Annotated in this window: 19 protein-coding genes; 6 read left to right on the top strand and 13 right to left on the bottom strand. The window is 71.9% G+C overall.

Annotation, left to right across the window (positions count from 1 at the left end):
- Positions 1–4: 4 nt before the first annotated feature.
- Positions 5–1,102, bottom strand: coding sequence for an alcohol dehydrogenase catalytic domain-containing protein (locus tag AB0F40_RS03405; RefSeq protein WP_357464197.1), 1,098 nt, complete (start codon positions 1,100–1,102; stop codon positions 5–7).
- 134 nt (positions 1,103–1,236) lie between these two features.
- On the opposite strand from AB0F40_RS03405, the gene AB0F40_RS03400 reads away from it, so the two are divergent.
- Together AB0F40_RS03400 and AB0F40_RS03395 are read left to right on the top strand one after the other, a co-directional pair.
- Positions 1,237–2,241, top strand: coding sequence for a sugar-binding domain-containing protein (locus AB0F40_RS03400; RefSeq protein ID WP_357464194.1), 1,005 nt, complete (start codon positions 1,237–1,239; stop codon positions 2,239–2,241).
- 137 nt (positions 2,242–2,378) lie between these two features.
- Positions 2,379–3,122: a class I SAM-dependent methyltransferase gene (locus tag AB0F40_RS03395; RefSeq protein WP_357464191.1), complete on the top strand. Its 744-nt coding sequence runs from the start codon at positions 2,379–2,381 to the stop codon at positions 3,120–3,122.
- A 33-nt stretch (positions 3,123–3,155) separates the two neighbouring features.
- On the opposite strand, the gene AB0F40_RS03390 is transcribed toward AB0F40_RS03395, so the two are convergent.
- Both AB0F40_RS03390 and AB0F40_RS03385 read right to left on the bottom strand, forming a co-directional pair.
- Complete coding sequence (locus AB0F40_RS03390) at positions 3,156–6,635, bottom strand: S41 family peptidase (RefSeq protein ID WP_357464188.1); 3,480 nt, start codon at positions 6,633–6,635, stop codon at positions 3,156–3,158.
- Positions 6,636–6,730: 95 nt separating this feature from the next.
- Positions 6,731–7,438, bottom strand: a complete 708-nt coding sequence (locus AB0F40_RS03385) for a hypothetical protein (protein ID WP_357464185.1) — start codon at positions 7,436–7,438, stop codon at positions 6,731–6,733.
- Between the two features lie 189 nt (positions 7,439–7,627).
- Between AB0F40_RS03385 and AB0F40_RS03380 the strand changes: the two genes are divergently transcribed.
- Entirely contained in the window at positions 7,628–8,299 is a 672-nt protein-coding gene (locus tag AB0F40_RS03380; RefSeq protein ID WP_357464182.1) for a uridine kinase, read from the top strand.
- A gap of 7 nt (positions 8,300–8,306) precedes the next feature.
- Here the strand turns inward: AB0F40_RS03380 and AB0F40_RS03375 are convergent, their stop codons facing one another.
- From AB0F40_RS03375 to AB0F40_RS03365, 3 genes are all read right to left on the bottom strand, one after another.
- Positions 8,307–9,053: a VOC family protein gene (locus tag AB0F40_RS03375; RefSeq protein ID WP_357464179.1), complete on the bottom strand. Its 747-nt coding sequence runs from the start codon at positions 9,051–9,053 to the stop codon at positions 8,307–8,309.
- A 109-nt stretch (positions 9,054–9,162) separates the two neighbouring features.
- Positions 9,163–10,248: a low molecular weight phosphatase family protein gene (locus tag AB0F40_RS03370; RefSeq protein ID WP_357464176.1), complete on the bottom strand. Its 1,086-nt coding sequence runs from the start codon at positions 10,246–10,248 to the stop codon at positions 9,163–9,165.
- A 48-nt stretch (positions 10,249–10,296) separates the two neighbouring features.
- Positions 10,297–10,659 carry a metalloregulator ArsR/SmtB family transcription factor gene (locus tag AB0F40_RS03365; RefSeq protein WP_357464173.1) on the bottom strand — a complete coding sequence of 121 codons (363 nt, stop codon included), beginning with the start codon at positions 10,657–10,659 and terminating at the stop codon, positions 10,297–10,299.
- Between the two features lie 141 nt (positions 10,660–10,800).
- On the opposite strand from AB0F40_RS03365, the gene AB0F40_RS03360 reads away from it, so the two are divergent.
- Positions 10,801–12,387 carry an FAD-dependent oxidoreductase gene (locus AB0F40_RS03360; RefSeq protein ID WP_357464170.1) on the top strand — a complete coding sequence of 529 codons (1,587 nt, stop codon included), beginning with the start codon at positions 10,801–10,803 and terminating at the stop codon, positions 12,385–12,387.
- 345 nt (positions 12,388–12,732) lie between these two features.
- Here AB0F40_RS03360 and AB0F40_RS03355 read toward each other — a convergent pair whose 3' ends face one another.
- The 4 genes from AB0F40_RS03355 to AB0F40_RS03340 all read right to left on the bottom strand — a co-directional run bounded on the left by AB0F40_RS03355 (position 12,733) and on the right by AB0F40_RS03340 (position 16,582).
- Positions 12,733–13,587 carry an MIP/aquaporin family protein gene (locus AB0F40_RS03355; RefSeq protein WP_357464167.1) on the bottom strand — a complete coding sequence of 285 codons (855 nt, stop codon included), beginning with the start codon at positions 13,585–13,587 and terminating at the stop codon, positions 12,733–12,735.
- Positions 13,584–14,012: an arsenate reductase ArsC gene (locus AB0F40_RS03350; protein WP_357464164.1), complete on the bottom strand. Its 429-nt coding sequence runs from the start codon at positions 14,010–14,012 to the stop codon at positions 13,584–13,586. Before AB0F40_RS03350 ends, AB0F40_RS03355 begins: the two co-directional genes overlap by 4 nt.
- A 54-nt stretch (positions 14,013–14,066) precedes the next feature.
- Positions 14,067–15,125 carry a metalloregulator ArsR/SmtB family transcription factor gene (locus AB0F40_RS03345; RefSeq protein ID WP_357464161.1) on the bottom strand — a complete coding sequence of 353 codons (1,059 nt, stop codon included), beginning with the start codon at positions 15,123–15,125 and terminating at the stop codon, positions 14,067–14,069.
- Between the two features lie 86 nt (positions 15,126–15,211).
- Positions 15,212–16,582, bottom strand: coding sequence for an FAD-dependent oxidoreductase (locus AB0F40_RS03340; protein ID WP_357464158.1), 1,371 nt, complete (start codon positions 16,580–16,582; stop codon positions 15,212–15,214).
- Between the two features lie 82 nt (positions 16,583–16,664).
- On the opposite strand from AB0F40_RS03340, the gene AB0F40_RS03335 reads away from it, so the two are divergent.
- Complete coding sequence (locus AB0F40_RS03335) at positions 16,665–18,044, top strand: amino acid permease (RefSeq protein ID WP_357464154.1); 1,380 nt, start codon at positions 16,665–16,667, stop codon at positions 18,042–18,044.
- A gap of 31 nt (positions 18,045–18,075) precedes the next feature.
- Here AB0F40_RS03335 and AB0F40_RS03330 read toward each other — a convergent pair whose 3' ends face one another.
- The 3 genes from AB0F40_RS03330 to AB0F40_RS03320 form a co-directional block, all read right to left on the bottom strand.
- Entirely contained in the window at positions 18,076–18,546 is a 471-nt protein-coding gene (locus AB0F40_RS03330) for a hypothetical protein (protein WP_357464151.1), read from the bottom strand.
- A 96-nt stretch (positions 18,547–18,642) separates the two neighbouring features.
- Positions 18,643–20,010: an FtsX-like permease family protein gene (locus AB0F40_RS03325; RefSeq protein WP_357464149.1), complete on the bottom strand. Its 1,368-nt coding sequence runs from the start codon at positions 20,008–20,010 to the stop codon at positions 18,643–18,645.
- Positions 20,007–20,735, bottom strand: a complete 729-nt coding sequence (locus AB0F40_RS03320; protein WP_357464146.1) for an ABC transporter ATP-binding protein — start codon at positions 20,733–20,735, stop codon at positions 20,007–20,009. Before AB0F40_RS03320 ends, AB0F40_RS03325 begins: the two co-directional genes overlap by 4 nt.
- A 547-nt stretch (positions 20,736–21,282) precedes the next feature.
- Here AB0F40_RS03320 and AB0F40_RS03315 point away from each other — a divergent pair.
- On the top strand, positions 21,283–22,515 hold the full coding sequence (locus tag AB0F40_RS03315; protein WP_357464143.1) for a metallophosphoesterase family protein: 1,233 nt from the start codon (positions 21,283–21,285) through the stop codon (positions 22,513–22,515).
- The last annotated feature ends 36 nt before the right edge of the window (positions 22,516–22,551 follow it).

The following is a 22,551-nucleotide window of genomic DNA, read 5'->3' as shown; positions in this document are numbered from 1 at the left end:
CTGGTCACGGGATCAGCGAGACCTTGATCGACTCGGTGCCACGGGACACCAGGTCGAGGCCGTCCTGGAACCGGGCGAGGGGCAGCTGGTGGGTGCAGATCTCGTCCAGCGGCAGGGCGCCCGACTCCAGCATCCGGATCGCGGCCGGCCAGCAGTGCGGGCCGAGGTGGGCGCCGCGGATGTCGAGCTCCTTGTCGTCGCTGATGATGCTCCAGTCGACCGTCACGTCGGAGCCGAAGACGCCGTACTCCACGTAGGTGCCGAGCTTGCGCAGCACGTTCAGACCCTGGAGCACCGCGGAGGGGTGGCCGGTGCCCTCGAGGTAGACGTCGGCGCCGTAGCCCTCGGTGATCGAACGGATGAACTCGACCGGGTCCTCCTCGCGGATGTTGACCACGTCGGTGGCGCCGCACTTCCGGGCCAGCTCCAGCTTCTCGGGTGCCATGTCGAGCGCGACCACGCGGGCCGGTGACTTGGCTGCGGCACCGGCGATCATGCCGAGGCCGATCGGGCCGCAGCCCGCGACCACCACGACGTCGTCGAAGGTGATCTGGGCCCGCTCGACCGCGTGCAGCGAGCAGGACAGCGGCTCGGCGAACGCCGCGTGCGCGGGCGGGAGGTCCTTGCTGATGCGGTGCACCAGCGAGGCGGAGGAGAAGACCATGTAGTCGGCCATGGCGCCGGGCGTCCGGCGCTTGAAGCCGAACATGTCGTGCGGCGCGCACATCCAGTACTGCCCGCGCCGGCAGTAGCGGCACTCTCCGCAGGGCACGATCTGCTCCGCGACGACCCGGTCGCCGACCGTGACGCCCCAGCGCTCCTGGGCGGCGTCGTCGAGTGCGACGACGGTGCCGGTGAACTCGTGCCCGGGGATGACCTCGGTCTCGGCCCAGGCGGGGCGGTTCTCGTCGCCCCAGAACTTCGCGGCGCCGTGGTAGCACTTCAGGTCGCTCGCGCAGATGCCGACGGCCTCGACCTTCACCAGGGCCTCGCCGGGCCCTGGTACGGGGACGGGAACCTCCTCGAGGCGGTAGTCCTCGGGGCCGTGGCTGACGACCGCCTGCATGGTGCTCGGGACGGATTCAGAAGATGCCTGCGTCATTGGAGTCTCCTACTGCGGTGATGATCTGCGGTGATCGCTGTAGCTCACGCCACCGTGCCACAGTGCAGCACATATGTCCAGAACAGATTCTCAGCCGACGTCGGAGGGTGGCCCGGCTATGGAAGAGTGGTGCCGTGGAGTACACAGCCGGAGAGCCTGGTCAGCAGCCGAAGCCGGAGGTCAACGGGGCCGGCAGGACCCGCTTCACCCCTGAGGTCATGCATGCGGCGGCAACGCTCTACTACCTCAAGGAGGCGACCCAGGCGCAGGTCGCCCAGCAGCTCGGCATCAGTCGCGCGACCGTCAGCCGCGTGCTCTCCGAGGCGCGCCGGACTGGCATCGTCCGCATCGAGGTGGTCGATCCGGCGACCCGGAGCGCCTCCGGGCTCGAGGAAGAGCTGCGCGACGCGCTCGGCCTCAACCGGGTCTTCGCGGCGACGGGCTTCCATCCGTCACTCGTCGGCGCAGCGCTCGCCGCCCGCCTCGGCGAGGCCCTGACCGAGGTCGGGCTGAAAGCAGGGGACGTCCTGCTGGTCTCCTCCGGGCGCACGGTGTGGGAGGTCAGCCAGGAGGCGCTGCCGTCCATCCCCGGTGTGGTGGTGACGCCCACCGTCGGGGGGCAGGACGAGCCAGAGGCCTGGTACCAGACCAACGAGATCACCCGGATGTTCGCCGACCAGCTCGACGGTCGTCCGGTCTTCCTTTACGCCCCTGCGCAACCGGGCGCGGAGCTGCACGGCCTGCTGGTGCAGGACCCCGGCACCCGGCGCGTGCTCGATCTCTGGAACCGGGCGAAGGTAGCGGTGCTCGGGGTCGGCGCGCCGCCACTCACGCGGGAGTCCATGCCCGGCTACGTACCCCGCGAGGCCCCCTGGCTCGGCACGGCGGCAGGCGACATCTGCACCCGGTTCTTCGACGAGGACGGGCGGCCGCTGCCGTACCCCGAGGTGGAATACCTCATCGCCACGAGCTTCGAGACCCTCAATGCGATCCCGCACACCATCGCGGTGGCGGTCGGCGCGACGAAGGTGCCCAGCATCGTGGCCGGCGCCCGAGCCGGCTGGTTCAACACCCTCGTCACCGACGAGGAGACCGCGGCCCACGTGCTCGACTCGCTCGCCACGGGAAGGCACCCATAGCGCACCGGAGCCAAGGATCGTGCCATCGCCACCGAAATACGTCCGGCCGACCAACCGCAGGATGTACCACCCTGGTGCGAGAGCGAGGCCGGCACCGCGGGCGCGCGAGCTCCACCACCCGGACGGAAGGCGAACGGATGAACACGACAGTGCAGATCCTCGACCAGCGCACCCCAGAGGAGCGTGATCGCGAGTTCCTGCCGGGGATGGGCAGGTCCTGGCTGCTGCCGTTCTACGACCTGCACTCGCGTCTCGCCGGTGTGCGTGCCCTGCACGACCGCGTGGCGGCGCTCGCGGACATCGCGCCCGGCGAGTCGGTGCTCGACGTCGGCTGCGGCACCGCGAACCTGTCGCTCGCCGTGCTGCGGGCGCAGCCGGCCGCGATCACGACCGGCCTCGACCCCGACGGTAGTGCGCTGCGCACCGCCGCCCGCAAGGCCTCGCGGCGCAGGGTGCCGCTCACGCTCGTCCAGGGCTTCGCCGACAGGCTCCCGGTCGGCGACGGGTCGGTCGACCATGTCGTGTCCGCGCTCGCGCTGCACCACGTGCCCGAGGAGGGCCGGATCCGCTTCGGGCCCGAGGCCTTCCGTGTGCTCCGTCCGGGCGGCCGGGTGACGATCGTGGACTTCGCGGACTCGGACGGGCACGGTCAGCATGGTCACGGCGCGGGTGGTCACGGCGCACGTGGGCACGGCCGGTCCGGACACGGCCACGCAGGTCACGACCGGTCCACCCCGGCTGGCGAGCCGCACACCGCCCGGAGCCTGGAGGGCGGCCTGGTGCGCCTCCTCGCGGACGCCGGGTTCACCGACGCCCGCGAGGTGGAGCGCGTGGAGCACCGCTTCGGACCGCTCGCCTTCGTGCAGGCCACGCGCGGCTGACCGGGCACGGAGCCCACTGGCGGGGCCAGGGGGCTACCGCCGGTGGCGCACCCTCGGCTCGGGCAGTGCCGGCGGCACCGCCGCGGGACGTTCGGCGAGCCGCCGGAACGCCTCGGCCATGCCGGCTTCCAGCTGCGGGTCGACGTCGGAGAAGTAGTCCGCCGGCGTGTGCCGCACCTCGATGTCGGGGTCGACACCGTGGTTCTCCACGTCGAAGCCCGCCCCGTCGAGCCAGAACGCATACCGCGGCTGGGTGATCCCGGTGCCGTCCACGAGGCTGAAGCGGCCGTCGATACCGACCACGCCGCCCCACGTCCGCACACCGACCACGGGCCCGACGCCGAGCGCCTGTGCCGCAGCGTTCACGATGTCGCCGTCGGACCCGGCGTACTCGTTGGTGACGAGCACCACCGGCCCACGTGGGGCGCGTTCCGGGTAGGTGCTGGGCCGTTCGTAGTGCCGGTTCAGCCCCCAGCCGGCGACGCGGGCAGCGAGGCGCGCGATCACGAGCTGGGAGGTGTGCCCGCCGCCGTTGAACCGCACGTCCACGACGATGCCCTCGCAGTCGGTGGCGAGCCGCAGGTCGCGGTGCAGCTGTGCCCACCCGGTGCTCATCATGTCCGGCACGTGCACGTAGCCCAGCCGGCCGCCCGACCTCTCGGCGACGTACTCCCTGCGCGACCGCACCCAGTCCTGATAGCGCAGGTCGGACTCGCTGGCGAGCGGCACGACGACGACACGGCGGTCGGCAGTGCTCGGTCCACTGCCCTCCGTCGTTCCCGCGGGGCGCCGCAGCGTGAGCTCGACGGGTATCTCGGCGGCGCCGACCAGGCTTGCCGCGGGACCGGCCACCGGATGCACCGGCCGCCCGTCCACCGCGACGATCAGGTCGCCGGGCCGCGCATCGACCCCCGCCGCGCGCAGCGGCGACCGCGCTCCGGGGTCTGACGACTCGCTCGGCAGCACGCGGTCGATCCGCCAGCCGTCGGCGGTCCGGGTGAGGTCGGCGCCGAGCAGACCGAGCCTGCGGGAAGTGTCGCCCGGTGCGTGCGGCCCGCGGACGTACGCGTGCGACGTGTTGAGCTCGGCGACCGTCTCCCAGAGCACGTCCTCGAGATCGTCGTGGGTGGCCACCCGGTCGACCAGCGGACGCCACCGCGCCACGACGCCGTCCCAGTCCACACCGTTCATGTCCGCGCGCCAGTAGTGGTCGCGCATGATGCGGGCGTTTTCGTCGAACATCTGGTGCCACTGGACGCGCGGGTCCACCTCGTAGCGGACGCGGGACAGGTCGACGTCGAACGCGCTGGGGTCGTCGTCACCGGGTTTGCTCGTCGCCGACTGCGTGCTGAGGCCGAACCCGTACCGGATCACCACGCGCTCGCGATCGCCCGACACCGCGTAGGTGCGCACCTTCTCGGCGATGTCCGTGGCCTTGCGGGCCTCGAACGACCAGAACTGCAGCACGTTGGGTGCCGGGTCGGCCTCGGTGCCGGCGTGCCGTGAGCCGAGCACGCCCGCGTCGTCGGTCTCGTGCACCCAGAGCACGCCGCCCTTGGCGGCGAGCAGGCGCCGATAGCGGCCTGACGTGACCGGGAACGGCACCACGCGCTCCTCGGCGCCGTCGAAGTCGATGTCGGGCGAGGCCTCGTCGTGCTTCTGCTGCTTGTCGCCTGCCTCGCCGTCGGGCCCGTCCTCGGACGTGTCGGTCGCCTCGCCGCCGGCCTCGCCGCCGGCCTTGCCGTCGTCCTTGCCGTCGTCCTTGCCGTGCGCCTTGTCGTCCGGCTTGCCCAGGCGCCAGCCGTCGGCGCTCGGACCGAACGGCGCCGGCTCGGTAGCGGACAGCGGGATGAGCCAGGGCCGGGTGGCGGCGCTGAACGACAGGGCGAACTCGTGGGAGTCGTAGGACGGGTCGAACGTGCGGTCGGAGAGGAACACGAGGTACTTGCCGTCGTCGCTGAACGCCGGTGAGAAATCATGGAACCGGCCGGACGTCAGGGCGGTGACCGTCGGGCTCTCGGCATGCAGGTCCGCGACCAGGATCTGGTGGTAGTCGCCCGTGCTGCCCGTGGGGCTCGACCACGCGAGATACCGCCCGTCCGGGGAGAACGTCGGGGACTGCGCCTCGCCGTTCTCGGACCGGCCCAGCAGAGTCACCGTCCCCGGCGCTACGGCGTCGGCGGTGCTGGCCGCGCCCTGCTCCGTGTCGGCCGGTACGGCGACCAGGCTGATCCGGCCGTCGTGCGAGATGGCCGCTACCGCGTCGCCCGCTGGATTCGCGGCGAGGTGCAGCACGCGGCCGAGCTCGCCGCCCGCAAGGCGCTGCGGCTCGGTGTCCGCGGTGCCGTCGTCGTCGGAGGTGCCGGGCAGGGCGTGGATCTCGAGCGCGTCCTCCCTGCTCTCACCCCCCGGCGTAGTGCGCGGCGCGTCCGTCACGACGACCGCACGTCCGGTGTCGCCCAGCAGCACGGGCTCGCGGACACGGACCGACGGGTCGGCGACGAGCGCCCGGGCCGGGCCTGCGCGGTGGGTCACCCAGTACGCGGTGCCGAGCCAGCCGACGACGCTCGCGTCGCCGGTCCTGTCGACGGCCAGGCCGTCGATGCCCGCCTCCGTCGAGTCAGGGTCGACCGAGTACGGCTGCGGCAGCGCGCCGGTGAGCGTGATGTCGATGCGGCGCGGGGTGCCGCCGAGGCTGTCGAGCAGCCAGAGGTCGCCACGGCTGTGCCACACGATGCGCGAGCCGTCAGAGGCCGCGTCGCGGACGTAGCCATCGGCCTCGGCCTGGGCGGTGAGCTGCCGGGGCTCAGGGGTCTCCGTCGTGGTCGCGAGACCGTCGAGCACCCAGAGGTTCGCCTGCTCGTCGGCGTGGTCGGGGAACGTCGCCCCGCGGTCGGACGTGAACACCAGCGCGTCGCCGATCCAGAGCGGGTCGTAGATCCCGGCCTCGTCGTCGGGCAGGGGACGCTGCCAGTCGCCCGCACCACGGTCGAGCCAGAGCACCGAGGCCGTGCCGCCGCGGTACCGCTTCCAGTACGCGGGGGTGCGGTAGCCCGCTGACACGAGGGCCGTCGTGCGGGAACCGTCGGTTCCCTGGTGCTCGGCCACGCCCCAGGAGGTGCCGTAGCGCGGGGTCTCGACGGAACCGTCGAGACCCACCGTGCGCACCACGGTCAGCGACGACTCGTGCGAACCGCCGTTGGACGAGACGAGGACACGGTCGGCGTCCGCCCAGCCGAGCACCATGGTCGTGCTGCCGCCGAACCAGGTGAGGCGCCGCGTCGCGCCGTCGGTCAGCTCGACCACGTAGGCCTCGGGATGGCCGTCCTTGTGCGACACGTAGGCGAGACGCGTGCCGTCGGGGGAGAAGCGCGGGGTGGTGGCCGGCGCATGGTCGTTCGTCAGGCGCCATGCGCGGCCACCGGTCACCGGGGCGAGCCAGACGTCGTCGTCGGCCACGAACGCGACCTGGTCGCCGTGGATGTGGGGGTACCGGAGATAGGGCTGGGTCACCGGTTCAACGTACTCGCGCGGTCTGACACCCGTCATCGGAAATCGCTGAGGGCAGGGCGGCCTGGCAGGTCTCGGCAGGTCTCGGCAGGACACGCTCAGCTCCCGCCGACCGGACCACGAGAGCCGGACCTCGCCGGTCCGGCGTAGGGGGCGCGTGAGGGGCCCCACCGCAGGCGCCACCAGCTGCCTGGCTCGCGGACGTCCACTCGGTCCGCCGCGATCTCGTCGGGCTCCGGCCAGCACGGTGCGGCACCTTCGCGCCCGAGCCGGGTCATCATCCATGCCCAGAGCGCGGGATGCTGCCCGGCCCGGGTGTCCGTGTCGGCGGGTCCGCTCTCGAACCGCACATAGACCGCGGCGACGCTGACGCCCTCGTCCGGTGTCCCGTAACCGCCGACCCACACGCGTGCCTTGATCCTCCGTGGTTCTCGGGTGATGGCACGCGCGACCTGCTCGAGTGTCGGCCCGCCGCAGAAGCTGCGCGCAAGGGCGTGCCGCGGGAACGTCGTGAGGATCAGGTGCGCGTCGATCGGGTCACCCAGCAGGGCGGCGAAGCTGCCGCCGTCGGCGAGGCCTGCCCAGGACACGAGGTTGTCCACGACCCGGTACGCGGGGGAGCGCAGAAGCCAGCCGGGTGCGTCTTCTTGGGTCGTGGCGGTCGTGGCGGTCGTGGCGGTCGTGGCGGTCGTGGCGGTCGTGGCGGTCGTGGCGGCAGCAGCGACGGCCTTGCGCCCGTCGCGTTCCCGACGGCGCGAGGCCAGATCGATGACCGGTGCTCGGTGGCCTCTGGGCGGTCGTGGCATGTGTCCTGCTTCCGGGGCGGCGGGTGATCGTGGCGGCGCGTGTCCGCGTCACGATCCTGGCCCGGTCGGACGTGCCCGCGGGGCGGTGATCCGCGATCTGTGGACGAAGGGCCAGAACGGCGCCCTGTGGTCGCGCTCATTCGGCTGCGCCGCCGTCGGACCCGGCTCACGCCATAGAGTCGTTCCACGATGAGCACACGCATAGAACCGGTCAGTGCGCAGCTCCTGGCCGAGCGGGTCGCCGGGTTCGTCCTCGCCCGTGCGGAGCTGCTGACCGCGGCGGCGGCCGGAGGGCAGGCGGCCGGAGAGCAGCAGAACGGCGTGCCGGTCCGGCTGCTCGTCGACGGGCACCCGTCCACGCACCCCGAGCGGCTCGCCGACGCCCTCGTCGTACCGCTCGAAGCCGCCGGCCGCCCTGCGGCACGGGTGAGCGTCAGCGACTTTCTCCGCCCGCGGTCCCTGCGGCTCGAACGCGGACGCGAGGACCCGGACAGCCTGCTCGACGACTGGATCGACGTCGGAGCGTTGAACCGCGAGGTGCTGACGCGCGTCGTCGACCGGCGGGAGTACCTACCCAGCCTGCGCGATCCCGACACCGACCGTGCCACGCGGGCCGACTATCTGGACGCTGCGGCGGGCACCGTCGTCGTGCTCGACGGTGCGCTTGCCATCGGCCGTGGTCTCGCCGTCGACATCGCCGTGCATCTCGCGCTCAAACCGGCGACGCTCCGCCGCCGGACGCCGTCCGGCGAGACGTGGGCAGTCCCCGCCTACGAGCGGTACGCCCAGGAGATCGACGGCGTACCGGACCTGGTGGTCCGGATCGACCACCCGGACCACCCGGCCCTCGAACGCGCCTGACGGGTACTCAGCGCACCAGGCAGAAGGGGTGGCTCGCCGGGTCGGCGAACACCCGGAAGTCATCGCCCTGACCAGGCAGTCGCGTAGCGCCCAGGGCGAGGACCGCCGCCTCGCCGGCATCGAGGTCGGGCACCTCGATGTCGAGGTGGAGCTGCTGCGGGTACGCGGGATCCGGCCACTGCGGCGGGTTGTACCCCTCGACGGTCTGGAAGAGCAGCGGCCGGGAGCCGCCGAGCATGGCGACGCCGTCGGCGTCATAGGTCACCGGCTCACCCATCACGCCCGACCAGAACTGCGCGAGCGCCGACGCGTCAGCGCAGTCGAAGGTGGCACCCATGACGCTGACGCCGTCCGCCTTCTCGTCGAGGCACACGTCGAAGGGGTGCCCGGCGGGGTCGGCGAGCGTGATCCACTGCTCGCCCTCTCGCAGCACGGTGGCCCCGAGCTCCACCGCCCGGGTGCTGGCCGCCGCCAGGTCCGGGACATAGAGATCGAGGTGCGCCTGCTGCGGGTGTTCCTGGCCCGGCCACTGCGGCGGCACGAGGTCGGGTGCGAGCTGGAAGGCGATGCCCCACCGGTCGGGGGTCACGACGGTGATCCAGTCGTCGTCCGCCTTGGTCACGCTGCCGTCCGTCAGCGCCGTCCAGAAGTCTGCCTCGGCGGTGAGGTCAGGGACGTCGAGGACCACGGAGTGCACGGTGCCTACCCGGCCGGAGGTGGACCGTGCGGCTCCGACGGAAGATGGTTCGGTCATGACTCAGCCCTTCATGAGGTGTGGCACGAGAAATGCGCGTACTCCCACCTTGCACCGAGCCACTGACACTCCCCACCGGGCAGTCGCCCACCCCGGTTGTGCACAGCAGTTATCCACAACCCTGTGAATAACTATCCCGGGTCGGGTGCGGCAGCCAGGCCGGGGAGCCGTCGGACGCTCCGGTCTCGACCAGACCCGGCGGCTCCGCGGCGTCCAGCTCCGCGAGCAGCGCCCGCACCCGGGCGGTGATGTCGTCGACGATCCGCTCGACCTCCTCGATCGGGCGGCCCGCGGGGTCGTCGAGCGGCCAGTCGAGGTAGCGGCGTCCCGGGTAGACGGGACACGAGTCACCGCAGCCCATCGTCACGATGACGCCGGACGCGCGCACGATGTCGTCCGTGAGCTCGCGGGGGAACTCGATGAGCCCGTCGAGCCCGCGCCGGGCCAGGACGGTCTCGGTCAGCAGGTCCGGTTCGGACACCGGCCTGGTCCCCGCGGTGCGCACTCGGACCCGGTCGCCCGCGAGGCGCCGCGTGACCGCTGCGGCGATCTGGGAGCGGCCCGTGTTGTGGACGCAGACGAACAGCACGTCGCGCGGGGAGCCGTACGTCACCTCGGTCATCGCGGCGAGGCGGTCGGTCGCGAGCCAGGCGGTGAGCGCGGGCAGGTGCGCGTACGACCTGATCTGCTTGCTCAGCGACGAGTAGCACTCGTGCACGAGCCGGTCCACCGTCCCGGCGCCGGCGTTCGTGGCGAACCCGGTGGAGAGGGTCTCGGTCAGCCGGGCGAGCAGCGCCTCGTGGTCGTGCACCTCGAGCTGCGCCTCGCCCGGGTAGCGGGGCGCCGCGAGGGCAGCCGCCCCGAAGCGCGCTATGCCCCGCGACGACACCCGGTACAGCGAGGCGCCCAGGTGTGGGCGTCCGGCTCCGGCGAGCGGCCCGTTCGGCACCAGCCCGTCCGGCACGGGCTCCTCCGGCACGGGGACGTCGACCGGGCCGACGGCCGCGACCAGACCCACCGCGACCAGCGCCTCGAGATCCTGCTCGACGTCCGCGACGGTCGGTGCGGGACCGTGCACCAGGTCCTCGGCGGTCGAGCCGCCTCCGGGATGCGTCAGCATGCGGGCCAGCAGGCGTAACCGCTCAGGGTTCGCCATGGTGAGTTTTTGCGCGGAGCGCAGCTCGTCCGGTGTCATGGGAGTTCTCCTTGGCCGACGGCGGGGTGGCCGGCGCCAGGAGCGAGGCTACCGCGCCGCTTCGCTGAGCAGAGCACCGAGCCGGTCGAGCGAACCCGGCACGACGGAGTAGTAGGCCCACTTGCCGCGCTGCTCCCGAGCGAGGAGCCCGGCGTCGACCAGGATCTTCAGGTGGTGGCTCACGGTGGGCTGGCTCAGGCCGACGGGCTCGGTGAGATCGCACACGCAGGCCTCACCACCGTCGTGCGCGGCGACGATCGAGAGCAGCCTGACCCGCGTGGGGTCGCCCAGCGCCTTGAAGGAGCGGGCGAGGACGGCGGCGGCGGCAGGGTCGGCTGCCTCCCGCACGAGCGGGGCGCAGCAGGTGCCGGACGTCGGTGCGGCCGGTGCGAGCTCGAGTGCGGTCGTCATGCGCCCATCTTGCCACGCATCGAAGTTTCTGGATATGTTCGCTCCGACACAACGTATCGAGGTTCTTCGATCTGATCTGGCCGCCGGCGACGATGACGGCGAAGATGAGCGGAGACGACAGCGAAGATGGGGACGGGAAACATGACGACAGCGCAGAATCTTCCGGTCGTAGTGATCGGTGCCGGGCCCGTAGGTCTCGCCGCCGCGGCGCACCTCACCGAGCGTGGGCTCGAACCCCTCGTCGTCGAGGCAGGGGACGGCGCAGGCGCCGCCGTCGCGCGGTGGGGCCACGTGCGCCTCTTCTCGCCGTGGCGGTACGACGTCGACGCCGCCGCCCGTCGCCTGCTCACCTCCGCCGGGGCCGGGGCCGGGGCCGGGCGCGGCGAGCCGTGGTCCGAGCCCGAGCCGGACGTGCTGCCCACGGGCGCCGACCTGGTCGAGCAGTACCTCGCGCCACTGGCCGACGCGCTCGTGAACCGGGCAGGGGTGCAGATCCGGTACCGGACACAGGTGCTCGCCGTGACCAAGGACGGAGCCGACCGGTCCCGATCGCTGGGGCGCGAGCGACTGCCGTACCTGGTCCGGCTGGCTACCGGGCCCGTGGACGGTTCCGGCGGGCCCGGCACCGTCGAGGAGATCCGCGCGCGGGCGGTGATCGACGCCTCCGGGACCTATGGCCGGCCCAACCCGTTGGGGACGTCAGGCCTGCCGACGCTTGGCGAACCCGAGTCGGTGCGATTCCTCGCGGGCGCGCTGCCCGACGTGCTCGGCCGCGACCGCGAACGGTTCGCCGGGCGGCACACGCTGGTGGTCGGCATGGGGCACTCGGCGGCGAACACCCTGCTGAGCCTGGTCGAGCTCGCCGAGCAGGAGGCAGCACAGGGCACGCCCGGCACCCGGATCACCTGGGCCATCCGCGGCGGATCGCCCCGCCGGCTCTACGGCGGCGGATCCGGTGACGACCTGCCGGCCCGCGGCCTGCTCGGGACCCGGCTGCGGGATGCGGTGGAGGCCGGGCGGATCGAGCTGCTCACCCGCGTGGCGATCGACCGGCTGGAGCCGTCGACGGACCCGGCCGGCGACACCGTGCGCGTCCTGGGATCGGCCCGCCGCGACGGCGACGACGGGGCGCTCGACCTGACGGTGCACCACATCGCGGCCGCCACCGGCTTCCGCCCCGACCTCGAGATGCTGCGGGAGGTCCGCCTCGACCTCGACCCTGTGGTGGAGGCACCACGGCAGATCGCGCCACTCATCGACCCGAACTTCCACTCGTGCGGCACGGTCCCCGCGCACGGTGAGGCCGAGCTGACCCACCCCGACGCCGGCTTCTACCTGGTGGGCATGAAGTCCTACGGCAGGGCCCCGACGTTCCTCCTCGCCACCGGCTACGAGCAGGTCCGCTCGATCGCCGCGGCCCTCGCGGGTGACCGCGCGGCGGCCGACGCCGTCGAGCTGAACCTGCCGGAGACGGGCGTCTGCTCGTCGGACCTCGCGCTGGCGGCCGACGCGGACGGCAAGGTCTCGACCGACGAGCCGGCGACGTCCGGGGCCGGCTCCTGCTGCGCCGTCCCCGCTGCGCCCCAGCAGGTGTCGATCGGGTTGGCGCCCTCCGGGGCGGGGCCGGCCAGCGGCGAACCTGTGGGCGCCGGGCCGGTCGACGCCAGGTCGGTCGGGCCGGTCGGGTTCAGCACCGGGGTGGTGCACGGTCGCTCGGGCGACCAGTAGCCGACTTGCAGACCTGGTCGGAGCCCCGATCGGTGCCGGTCGCTCTCCGGTCGGCTCTCTGGCCGCCGACTGCAGACTTGGTCGCCCCGCGGGTAGCCGACTGCAGAGTTGGTTGCGGTTTGCGGGCTTCCAACCGCAACCAACTCTGCAGTCACCACTGGGGACCGCGACCAAGTCTGCAGTCGGCGGGTGGCGGCCGGTGGTGGTGACCGTCGGTGGTGGTGGCGGCCGGTGGTGGCGACGGTCGGCGGGTGATCGCCGGTGGGTGACTGTCCGTGGGTGGCAGTCGGTGGCGGCGGCTGTGTCGCGTGCAGCCGTCAGCCGTCAGCCGTCAGCCGTCAGCCGTCAGCGCCTGACCGGAGCCGCCCGCACCGGATACAGCACCGCGACCAGCCCGATACCGACCGCCCCGCCGACCAGCTGCGCGAGCACGAACGGCAGCACCGAACCCGGGGCGATCCCGGCAAAGCTGTCGCTGAGCACGCGGCCGACGGTGACCGCGGGGTTGGCGAACGACGTCGAGCTGGTGAACCAGTACGCGGCGCCGATGTAGGCCCCCACAGCCGGGGCGATCATCGTCTCGCGCCCGGCACGCAGCAGACCGAAGATCACCAGGACCAGACCTGCCGTGGCGACCACCTCCGCGAGGAACGTCGCCCCGGACGCCCGGTCGGTGGTCGCGAGAGCCGTCGGCTCGCCGAACATCGCGTTGGCCAGCACGGCACCGCCGATACCTCCCGTCACCTGCGCGGCGAGGTACGCGGTCACGTCGGCGAGGCGCGGCCCTGCCGGGTCCTGCCGCCCGAGAAGCAGGTCGACGAGCGTGACCACCGGGTTGAGGTGCGCGCCGCTCACCGGCCCGAGCACGGCGATCAGCACGGCTAGCCCCAGCGTCGTGGCCAGCGAGTTCTCCAGCAGCTGCAGCCCGACGTCGTCGGGGGACAGGTTCGCGGCCGCGATCCCGCTCCCGACCACCACGGCGACCAGCAGCCCGGTCCCGACGAACTCGGCGAGGGCCCGGCGCCACAGGCCGGCGCGCTCACCTGCCGCCGCACCCGCCACCTCGCTCGCCGAGGGTTCGACCACCGCACCGACCACCGCACCGACCACCCCGCCGACCACCGCACCCTCCACCGCGCCCGGCGTGCCCCGGACCGGGTTCTCCGGCGCTCCTCCCCGCACGCTCGCCGGAGCGCTCATGCCACCGGCTCGACGCCGAGCTCTGCGAGCAGGCCGCGCACGCGCCGCTCGATCTCGTCACGGATCGGGCGGATCGCGTCGATGCCCTGGCCCGCCGGGTCGTCGAGCTCCCAGTCCTGGTAGTTCTTGCCGGGGTAGTACGGGCAGGCGTCACCGCAGCCCATGGTGATGACGGCGTCCGAGGCCTCGACCGTCTCGGGCCGCAGCACCTTGGGCTTCTCGCCGCGGATGTCGATGCCCACCTCGAGCATGGCCTGCACGGCGACGGGATTGATCTGCTCCGCGGGCATGGACCCGGCGGAGCGCACGTCGACGGCTCCGTCGGACAGCGCCCGGAGAAAGCCGGCGGCCATCTGGGAGCGGCCCGCGTTGTGCACGCAGACGAACAGGGCGGACGGCTTGGTCGGCGTCGAGGTCTCGGACATGGGCTCTCTCCAGTGGGGTTTCGTGGCGTCTGTTCAGGAAGATGCGCAGGGTGTTCATCGGGCTCCTCCCGGGGTCAGGGCGTCCTCGGCCGGCAGCAGCGCAGCGAGCAGGCCGCGCACCCGCCGGTCCAGCTCGTCACGGATGGCGGCTACTCCGGCAGGCGAGGCGAGCGCGGGGTCCCCGACGATCCAGTTCTCGTACCGCTTGCCGGGCAGCACCGGGCAGGCGTCGCCGCAGCCCATGGTCACCACGACGTCGGCGGCGCGGACGGCGTCGTCGGTGAGGGGCTTGGGGTAGAAGCGCGTGACCTCGTCGTCGACGGCGGTGGCGGTGAGCTCGCCGAGGATGCTGCGTACGGCCGCGTGCACGTCGCTCGCCGGAGCCGAGCCCGCCGACCGGACCACCACCCGGTCGCCGGCGTAGTGCTCCATGAGGGCAGCGGCCAGCTGCGAGCGCCCGGCGTTGGCGACGCACACGAAGAGCACCTGCGGCTTGCGCTCGGCGCCCGTCGGCTGCGTCCGCTCGGCGTCTACGATGCGCTGTCGCGCGAAGTGCTCGGTGAGCGGGACGAGGTGCGCCGCGTTCCCGCCGCGACGGGCGAGCGCCGTGTAGGACTCCCGGACCACGCGGTAGCACTCGCGTTCGGGCGTCCCGGTGAAGCGCTCGGCGAGCGAGGCGGCGACCCGGTCCAGGGCAGGGTCCACGTTGCCGAGCTCGGCGACCTCGCCGTGCGCGGTTCCCGTCGGCGTGCCTCCCGCGTGCACGTCGACGGCCGCGGGGGCGAACCGGTCGAGCAGCGTGGTGACCGCACCCCGGTAGGCGGGGGCTATGCGGTACCAGACCCAGGTGCCGCGCCGGTCCGACGTGAGCAGGCCGACGTCGCGCAGCACCTTGAGATGGTGGGACACGGTGGGCTGCGAGACGGCGGTGAGGGTCGCGAGCTCACCCGCCGTCGTCTCGCCGGTGGGTGAGGTGGCGATCGCCGACAGCATGCGGAGCCGGAGCGGGTCGGCGATCGCCTTGAGCGTCGCCGCGAGATCGGTGGCGGCGTCGGCGCCGATCGCGTGCGCCTCGGCGGAGGCTCGTCCGGAATCCGGGCCCTGTATCGACATGTCTCTATGTTTACATCCGTCGATGCAAGGTGCAAGCAAACATCGTGCCTGCGTGCCCGTGCGGTCGGCCGTCCCGGCGCCGGGCCTCAGGCCCCTGGTTTGGGCGGGCGGACCGTGGGGACGTCGCCGACGATCGGGATGGGCCTGCGGTGGAACGGGAACCCGTAGCGCGTGACCAGGCCGGCGAGCGTCGTGACGCGGTTGCGGGGGCCGACCAGCGACATGATGTGCACGAACAGCCAGACCAGCCAGGCCAGGCCCTTGGTGATCCGCAGCGGCTTGCCGCCGGGCAGGTTGATCTCGGCGATCGCGGCCCGACGGCCGATCACCGCCATCGTGCCCTTGTCGACGTAGCGCAGCTCCTGCAGGGGCCGGCCGTCGAGCAGTGCCTGGATGTTCCTGCCGACCACGGTGCCGCCCTGGATGGCGGGCTGGGCCAGCTGCGGGAGGCCCGACGGCGAGACCGCGACGTCACCCGCCGCGAAGACGCCCGGCAACCCCTCGACCTGCATGTCCTCGCCGGTCCTGATGCGACCGCCCTCGTCCTGCGGCAGGCCCCACCCGGAGACCTCCTCGTGCGGGTGCACCCCCGCGGACCAGACGGTCAGGTCGGCGTGGATGCGCGTACCGTCGGCGAGCACCACCGCATCGCGCTCGACGGCGGCGACGCCGGCACCCAGGTGCAGCGAGACCCCGCGCCGGGACAGCTCCTTGGCGGCGTAGGTCCGTAGCTCGGGCGCGAACGCCTTGAGGATCTCGCCGCCGCGCTGCACCACCTTGACCTCGAACGCGTCGCCGTGGATCTCCGGGTAGGCGGGCGCAAGGCCGGCGGTCCGCAGCTCGGCGAGCGCACCCGCGACCTCGACGCCGGTCGCGCCACCACCCACGACGACGACGCGGAGGCCGTCGTCGACCCGCTTCGACTTGGCGGCCTTCTCCAGGCGGATGAAGAGGTTGTCGCGGATGCGCATGGCCTGCGACCGCGAGTACATCGGGAACGCGTGCTCCTTGGCGCCGGGCGTCCCGAAGAAGTTCGTGGTCACGCCCGCGGTCACCACGAGGTAGTCGTAGCTGACCCAGTGGTCGTTGAGCAGTCGGATCTTCTTCGCCTGGTGGTCCGCCTCGACGAGGTGCTCGTGCACCACGTGCACGTTCTTCTGGCGCAGGCGCAGGCCACGCAGGAAGTAGGTGACGTCACCGGGGTTCAGCCCGCCCGTCGCCACCTGGTAGAGCAGCGGCTGGAAGGTGTTGTAGACGCGACGGTCGATCAGCGTGATGCGCACCGGCGCGTTCCGCAGCGCCTTCACGACGGCCATGCCGGCGAACCCGCCGCCTACGACGACGACGTGCGGCAGCGGCTCGGGGTGCCCGGTCAGCGGTGTCTCGAGGCCGTAGTCGGCGTCCTCCACGGTGTGGTCTTCACCAGCGTGGCCGGGGGTGTGCGCGGATTCGGTCACGTGCCAGATTCTCTCACCGGAGGTGCCGCACTCACATCCGCTGTGGTCCGGCAGCCGGCGGCTCGGGTTACCGTGGTCGGTCGTGAGCACCACCGACGACCAGAGCCAGAAGCTGGCCCACGGACTACGCCCCCGTCACCTGACGATGATGGGCCTGGGCTCCGCCATCGGGGCGGGGTTGTTCCTGGGCTCCGGCCTGGGCATCGCGGCGGCCGGGCCCGCCGTCCTCCTCAGCTACGCGATAGCCGGCGCGATAGTGGTGCTCGTCATGCGGATGCTCGCGGAGATGGCCTCGGCGCTGCCGTCCAGCGGCTCCTTCTCCGTCTACGCGGAGGCCGCGCTGGGGCGCTGGGCCGGGTTCCTGCTGGGCTGGCTCTACTGGTTCACCATCGTCATGGTGCTCGGCGTCGAGGTGACCGGCGTGGCCGGGATCGTGCACGGCTGGTGGCCCGCGGTGCCGCAGTGGGCGGTCGCCGCGGTCATCGTCGCGGTGTTCGGTGCGATCAACCTGGTGGGCGTCCGGCAGTTCGGCGAGGCCGAGTTCTGGTTCGCGACCATCAAGATCGCGGCGATCGTCGGGTTCCTGGTGCTGGGCCTCTTCATCGTGATCGGCGTCGTGCCGGTGACCGGGAGCGTCCTGGGGGACTGGGCGGCGAACGGCGGCTTCGCGCCGGCCGGCCTGCCCGGGATCGCCGCCGGCCTGCTCACCGTCGTGTTCGCCTTCGGTGGCATCGAGATCGTCACGATCGCGGCGGCCGAGGCCCGCGACCCGCGGTCGGCGGTGGCCACGGCCACCCGCACCATCCTCTGGCGCATCCTGCTCTTCTACGTGGGCTCCGTTGCCATCATGGTCGCGCTGATCCCCTGGACCGACGCCGCCCGCCTCGAGTCGCCGTTCGTGTCCGTGCTGCAGATGGCGGGGTTCGACGGCGCGGCCCGGCTCATGGAGGTCGTCGTGGTGCTCGCGCTGCTGAGCGCCTTCAACGCCAACGTCTACGCGACGTCGCGCATGCTGTTCTCGCTCGGCGGCCGCGGTGACGCGCCGGCGGTCGCGACCCGGGTCTCGCGCCGCGACGTGCCGTGGGTGGCGGTGCTGGTCTCGGTGTTCTTCGGCGTCGTCGCCGTGCTGCTGAACTACCTGCTGCCCGAGTCGCTGCTCGGGGTGCTGCTCAACGCCGTCGGCTCTGCGCTGCTCGTGGTGTGGCTGCTGATCGTCGTCTCGCAGCTGCGGCTGCGGCCGCAGCTGGAGGCCGCGGCCGCGGAACGCGGTGAGACCCTGCGCCTGCGCGCCTGGGGTTACCCGTGGCTCTCGTGGGCCACGCTGGCGGCGCTCCTGGCAGTGGTGGGCCTCATGCTGTCCGACACCGCCGCCCGGTCACAGATCGCCGCGACCGCCGGACTCGTCGTCGTGATCCTCACGGTCTACGCGATCGTCCGGCAGTCCGTCAGGCGACACAGCTGACGAGGGTCCCACGCCCTGCCCCGGCCGCCGTTCAGCTCCAGAGGTACCAGTGGCCTCCGATGACGGCCAGGGTCCAGGACGGGTCGCACGTGTATGTCTCTGCGGAGCTGAGGTCGGGCCAGTCGCCGCCGCCGTCCCAGGGGATGGTCCGGGTCGTGGCGGGAACACATGCGGACGGTGTCGACGCCGAGGCGACGCCGGCGTCGATCCGCACCCCACGTACTCCGGAGTTCGGCCCGGCGCCCACGACCTGGATGTCGCGTGCGTCGCGAGGCAGCCACGACGGCGCGACGTCCTCGGGGAGCTCGGCTGCGCTGTCGTAGCGGCCGAACGTGCTGTTGCCCTGTGACTCGTTCACGAGAGCGCCGATGCTGCGCCCCGCGATCTGCTCGATGACCGGTGGCGTGGCTGCGATCAGGAGGCCGATCGCCACGATGACGGAGAAGACCACCCAGGTGCGGGTACGACGTCGGGGGACAGCAGGGGACTGGGACGTGGACATAGAGGATTCCTTGTCTGGTTGATCATCGAGGGGTTGTTCGTGGCCACGCCGGACACCGGCACTGCGGCGGGCGCGGGCGTGATTGCGGACGGGCAGTCAGGCGGTGGCGAGGGCGCGTACGGGAGGGGGCTCGATGACGAACCGCGCTGCGGACCGCATCGACACGAGGACGAGCAGACCCGCGCCGACAGCGCAGGCAAGGAGGTAGGGCCATGGCAGCACGGGAACGAGCAGCCCGAGCTCGCCTACGGTGCCCAGGACGTCCTGTGCACCGGCCCAGCCGGTGAAGGCTCCCAGCGCGAGCCCGGGAACTGCCGCGACGGCGGTGAGGACACTGGCCTCCACCAGCAGCATCCTGCGGGTGTCGTCGGGACGCTGGCCGAGTACGCGGATGGTCGCGATCTCCCTCGTGCGTTGCCGGATCGAGTGGGTGATGGACGTGTAGAGCCCGATGCCGCAGAGCACCACGAGCAGCGAGGTCGCGAGCCCGAACTGCGTCGTGACCTCGTGCAGCACGCGGACCGCCGCGTCCTCGTGGGACGTTCCCGCGTAGGAGTCCTCGAGCGAGCCCGTGAGCGTCGCAAGAGCGACGATGAACGTGGTGACCGCCGCCGTGCTGGTGAAGACACCGGTCGCCCCGCGTGCCGCCCCGGCTGAGCGCGTCCTGAGGGACTGGATCGCAACACCCGCGGCTCCGTGCACGATGCCGCGGCGGGCGATGAACGTCAGCACCGCGGGCAGCAGGACATCCATGACGGAGAGAGCGCCGAACATCATGGCGACGCCACCGAACGCCCCGACCAGGATCGCGAACGGGCTGAAGAGGCTGGCGACGACGCTGCCGAGGACGATGACCAGCCCGCCGACGAACAGGGCTCGCCCGGCCTCGTTCCGTGCGTGCGGCGCCCGCTCGGCTTCGTCGACCCGGGTCAGGCGTAGGCCTGTGATGGCCGTCGTGCTCAGTACCTCCCGTGCGGCTCGGCCTGCAGCGGTCACCGTGGCCAGAGCCATCGCCGTCGCACCGACCACGATCGACAGGACCGTGAAGGGCTCGGTGACCACGCCCGGGGCGACAGCGAGCAGGATCAGCGTGCCGAGGGCCATGCCGAGCAGAGCACCGATGACGCCGATCCTGCTGCTCAACCGCGTCAGCCGCCGGCGTTCTCGCGTAGCTGACGAGCCGAGCACGCGCCGTAGCGCGATCTCTTCGAGGCGCGCGTCGAGCACGATCCGGAACGAGTTCGTCGCGGTCGAGGTCGCCGTGGCGACTGCGATGGCGAGGAAGGCCCAGGCCAGCAGCTGGAGAATCAGCTGCACCAGTGGGATGCCGCCGAAGAGGGTCTCGGCGACCTTCTGGGCGACGTCTGCCTGGATGCCCGGGACGACGGTCGTCATCACGGTTCCCGTGACCGAGATCAGCATCGCGGCACCCGTCGCGCGCTGACCGGCCGGTCGTGCCCTCATGCGGTCACGTGCCCGATGAGAAGCCGCGCGAGCTCTTCTGGTGCCGTCGTGGCGAGGTCGTGCTCGATCTCCCCGTCGCGCAGGACCAGGATCCGGTCGCACATGCTCGCCGCGACGGGGTCGTGCGTGACCATCACCATGCAGATGCCGTGCTCTCGCACCAGCGAGGAGAACAGCGTGAGCACGTTCCGGCCCGTGGCCACATCCAGGCTCCCGGTCGGCTCGTCGGCAAAGACGACGTCCGGCCGGTGCAGCAGTGCACGGGCGATGGCGATCCGCTGCTGCTGGCCGCCCGAGAGCTGCGTCGGTGAACGGTCCAGCGCATCGGCGATGTCCAGGAGATCGATCAGGTGCGTCTCCCAGTGCGGATCGGCGGTGACCGGACACCGGCCGAGACGGAGCGGAAGCCTGATGTTCTCCAGACCGGTCAGCCCGGGCAGGAGGTTGAAGCCCTGGAAGACGAAGCCCATCCGCTGGTGACGCAGCTCGGCGCGGGCATCCTCGTCGAGGTCGTGGATCGCTGTCCCGCCGAGGCGGATCTCTCCACGGTCCGCGTCGTCGAGCCCCGACAGCAGGTGCAACAGGGTGGACTTCCCGGACCCGCTCGGGCCCATCACGGCAGTAAGGCGGCCCGCGTGGAAGTCGGCACTGACATCGGTCAGCGCCGCGGGCCCGGTCCCGTAGGAGCGATGCACGTGCCGGGCCTCGAGCACCGCTCGAGGCAAGGGGGTCGTGTAGGACCACGGACGCTCCACCGAGGGCGCGCTGCGCTCTGTCGCCGTTCCGCCCGACGGAGAGATAGACGACGCTCAGCCCCACCATCGTCACGGTGAAGTCGGTCCCCAGGAGAAGCTGCCCGGCGAAAGCCGCGACAGCCAGCATCAACGCGGTCCTGCGCAGCCGAGCGCTCGCCAGGACGGAAGCGGCGATCAGGAGGTCGACCACTGCCGCTGCGGGTGACCTCTCGACAAGGAGCGAATGTGCCGAGGAGATCGCGATCGCCAGCGTGACCACGAGTACGACAGTGGTCAGCGCTCCGAGCCCCCGCACACGCGACGCGATCCTCACCATGACCCCCCGACCCTAACGCCCCGCCACCGGGGGCCCCGCGGTCGATGGCCGGGTCCGTTGAGAACGGGCTTGTGCTCGTCCGGGCGCACGCTTGAGACACAACCCCGTTCTCGAACGCAGCGGTAGTCGTTCAGCAGACCGTCATCGGAGGGCCATCCTCCGGTCGGGCTGTCGCCAGCCGGGCCTCCGATCGTCGTCGGCATGAGTGAGAAGACAGCCGGCGACCTGCCGAGCGAGACCAACCCGGCCGGAGGCGACCCGGCAGAGAGCGCCGTGTCCGGCGTCGACCGCCGGACGTTCCTGTCCCTGAGCAGCCTCGGCGCGGCAGGTGCAGCGACGGTGGCGGCCGCTGCTCCGGCCGGGGCCGCCCAGCTCACGCGGCACCCGCAGCGCTCGCTGCGGTTCGGGCGGGACGGGAAGTTCAAGATCGTCCAGTTCAATGACACGCAGGACGACGAGAAGGTCGACCGCCGCACCCTCGAGCTGATGCGGGCAGTGCTCGACGACGAGCGCCCCGACCTCGTGATCCTCAACGGCGACAACATCACCGGCGGCTGCGACACCCCGCTCGAGATGCGCCAGGCGATGAACAACGTGGTGCAGCCGATGGAGGAGCGGGCGGTGCCGTGGGCCATCACCTTCGGCAACCACGACGAGGACTCGACGCCCGACAGCGGCCTCGACGAGGCCGACATGCTGGCCTTCTACCGGTCCTACCGCTACAACGTGAACGGCCCGACGGCGCGCGGGGTCACCGGGCAGGGCAACTCGAACCTGCTGATCGACGGCACGAACGGCCGGCCGGCGTTCAACCTCTGGCTGCTCGACTCCGGGCGGTACGCCCCCGAGGAGCTGGCCGGCCAGGACTTCGAGGGCTACCCCACCTGGGACTGGCTGCGCATGGACCAGGTCAAGTGGTACTACGACACGTCGGTGCAGGTCGAGCGCCGGGCAGGGCACGTCGTCCCGGCCCTCATGTTCATCCATATCCCCCTGTGGGAGTACCGGTTCATGTGGTTCGGCTCGGTTGACGGGCGTACCGACGCCGACCACGAGCGCGGCAAGGCCCGGCACCGCATCGAGGGCGAGCGGAACGAGGACGAGTGCCCCGGACCGTTCAACTCGGGCATGTTCTCGGCGATCCAGCACCGCGGCGACGTGCGCGGCGTGTTCTGCGGTCACGACCACGTGAACACCTACTCGGGCGACTACTACGGCGTGCTGCTCGGGTACGCGGGGAACACCGGGTTCGGCACCTACGGCCTGTCGGGGGCGGAACGGAACCGGCTGCGCGGCGCCCGGGTCTACGACCTCGACGAGTCGGCCGACGGCGTGCTGACCGGCACGCGCATGCGGTTCGCGGGGGAGTTCGGTATCGATCTCACCGCGAACGACCAGTGGATGGAGCCGCTGCCGCTGCCGAAGGGCAAGTGAGCGGTTGCCTGAAGTGGTACCCGGCCACGCTGGTAT

Origin of the sequence: Promicromonospora sp. NPDC023987, from assembly GCF_040639055.1 — a bacterium.
Lineage (GTDB): Bacteria > Actinomycetota > Actinomycetes > Actinomycetales > Cellulomonadaceae > Promicromonospora.
Note: the sequence above shows the minus strand (reverse complement) of the source record. Positions and strands in the feature narration are given on the sequence as shown.

Excerpts from the sequence above, each read along its gene's own strand:
- AB0F40_RS03405 (WP_357464197.1), bottom strand. The coding sequence starts at position 1,102 with ATGACGCAGGCATCTTCTGAATCCGTCCCGAGCACCATGCAGGCGGTC.
- AB0F40_RS03395 (WP_357464191.1), top strand. The coding sequence starts at position 2,379 with ATGAACACGACAGTGCAGATCCTCGACCAGCGCACCCCAGAGGAGCGT.
- AB0F40_RS03385 (WP_357464185.1), bottom strand. The coding sequence starts at position 7,438 with ATGCCACGACCGCCCAGAGGCCACCGAGCACCGGTCATCGATCTGGCC.
- AB0F40_RS03380 (WP_357464182.1), top strand. The coding sequence starts at position 7,628 with ATGAGCACACGCATAGAACCGGTCAGTGCGCAGCTCCTGGCCGAGCGG.
- AB0F40_RS03375 (WP_357464179.1), bottom strand. The coding sequence starts at position 9,053 with ATGACCGAACCATCTTCCGTCGGAGCCGCACGGTCCACCTCCGGCCGG.
- AB0F40_RS03370 (WP_357464176.1), bottom strand. The coding sequence starts at position 10,248 with ATGACACCGGACGAGCTGCGCTCCGCGCAAAAACTCACCATGGCGAAC.
- AB0F40_RS03365 (WP_357464173.1), bottom strand. The coding sequence starts at position 10,659 with ATGACGACCGCACTCGAGCTCGCACCGGCCGCACCGACGTCCGGCACC.
- AB0F40_RS03360 (WP_357464170.1), top strand. The coding sequence starts at position 10,801 with ATGACGACAGCGCAGAATCTTCCGGTCGTAGTGATCGGTGCCGGGCCC.
- AB0F40_RS03355 (WP_357464167.1), bottom strand. The coding sequence starts at position 13,587 with ATGAGCGCTCCGGCGAGCGTGCGGGGAGGAGCGCCGGAGAACCCGGTC.
- AB0F40_RS03350 (WP_357464164.1), bottom strand. The coding sequence starts at position 14,012 with ATGTCCGAGACCTCGACGCCGACCAAGCCGTCCGCCCTGTTCGTCTGC.
- AB0F40_RS03345 (WP_357464161.1), bottom strand. The coding sequence starts at position 15,125 with ATGTCGATACAGGGCCCGGATTCCGGACGAGCCTCCGCCGAGGCGCAC.
- AB0F40_RS03330 (WP_357464151.1), bottom strand. The coding sequence starts at position 18,546 with ATGTCCACGTCCCAGTCCCCTGCTGTCCCCCGACGTCGTACCCGCACC.
- AB0F40_RS03325 (WP_357464149.1), bottom strand. The coding sequence starts at position 20,010 with ATGAGGGCACGACCGGCCGGTCAGCGCGCGACGGGTGCCGCGATGCTG.
- AB0F40_RS03315 (WP_357464143.1), top strand. The coding sequence starts at position 21,283 with ATGAGTGAGAAGACAGCCGGCGACCTGCCGAGCGAGACCAACCCGGCC.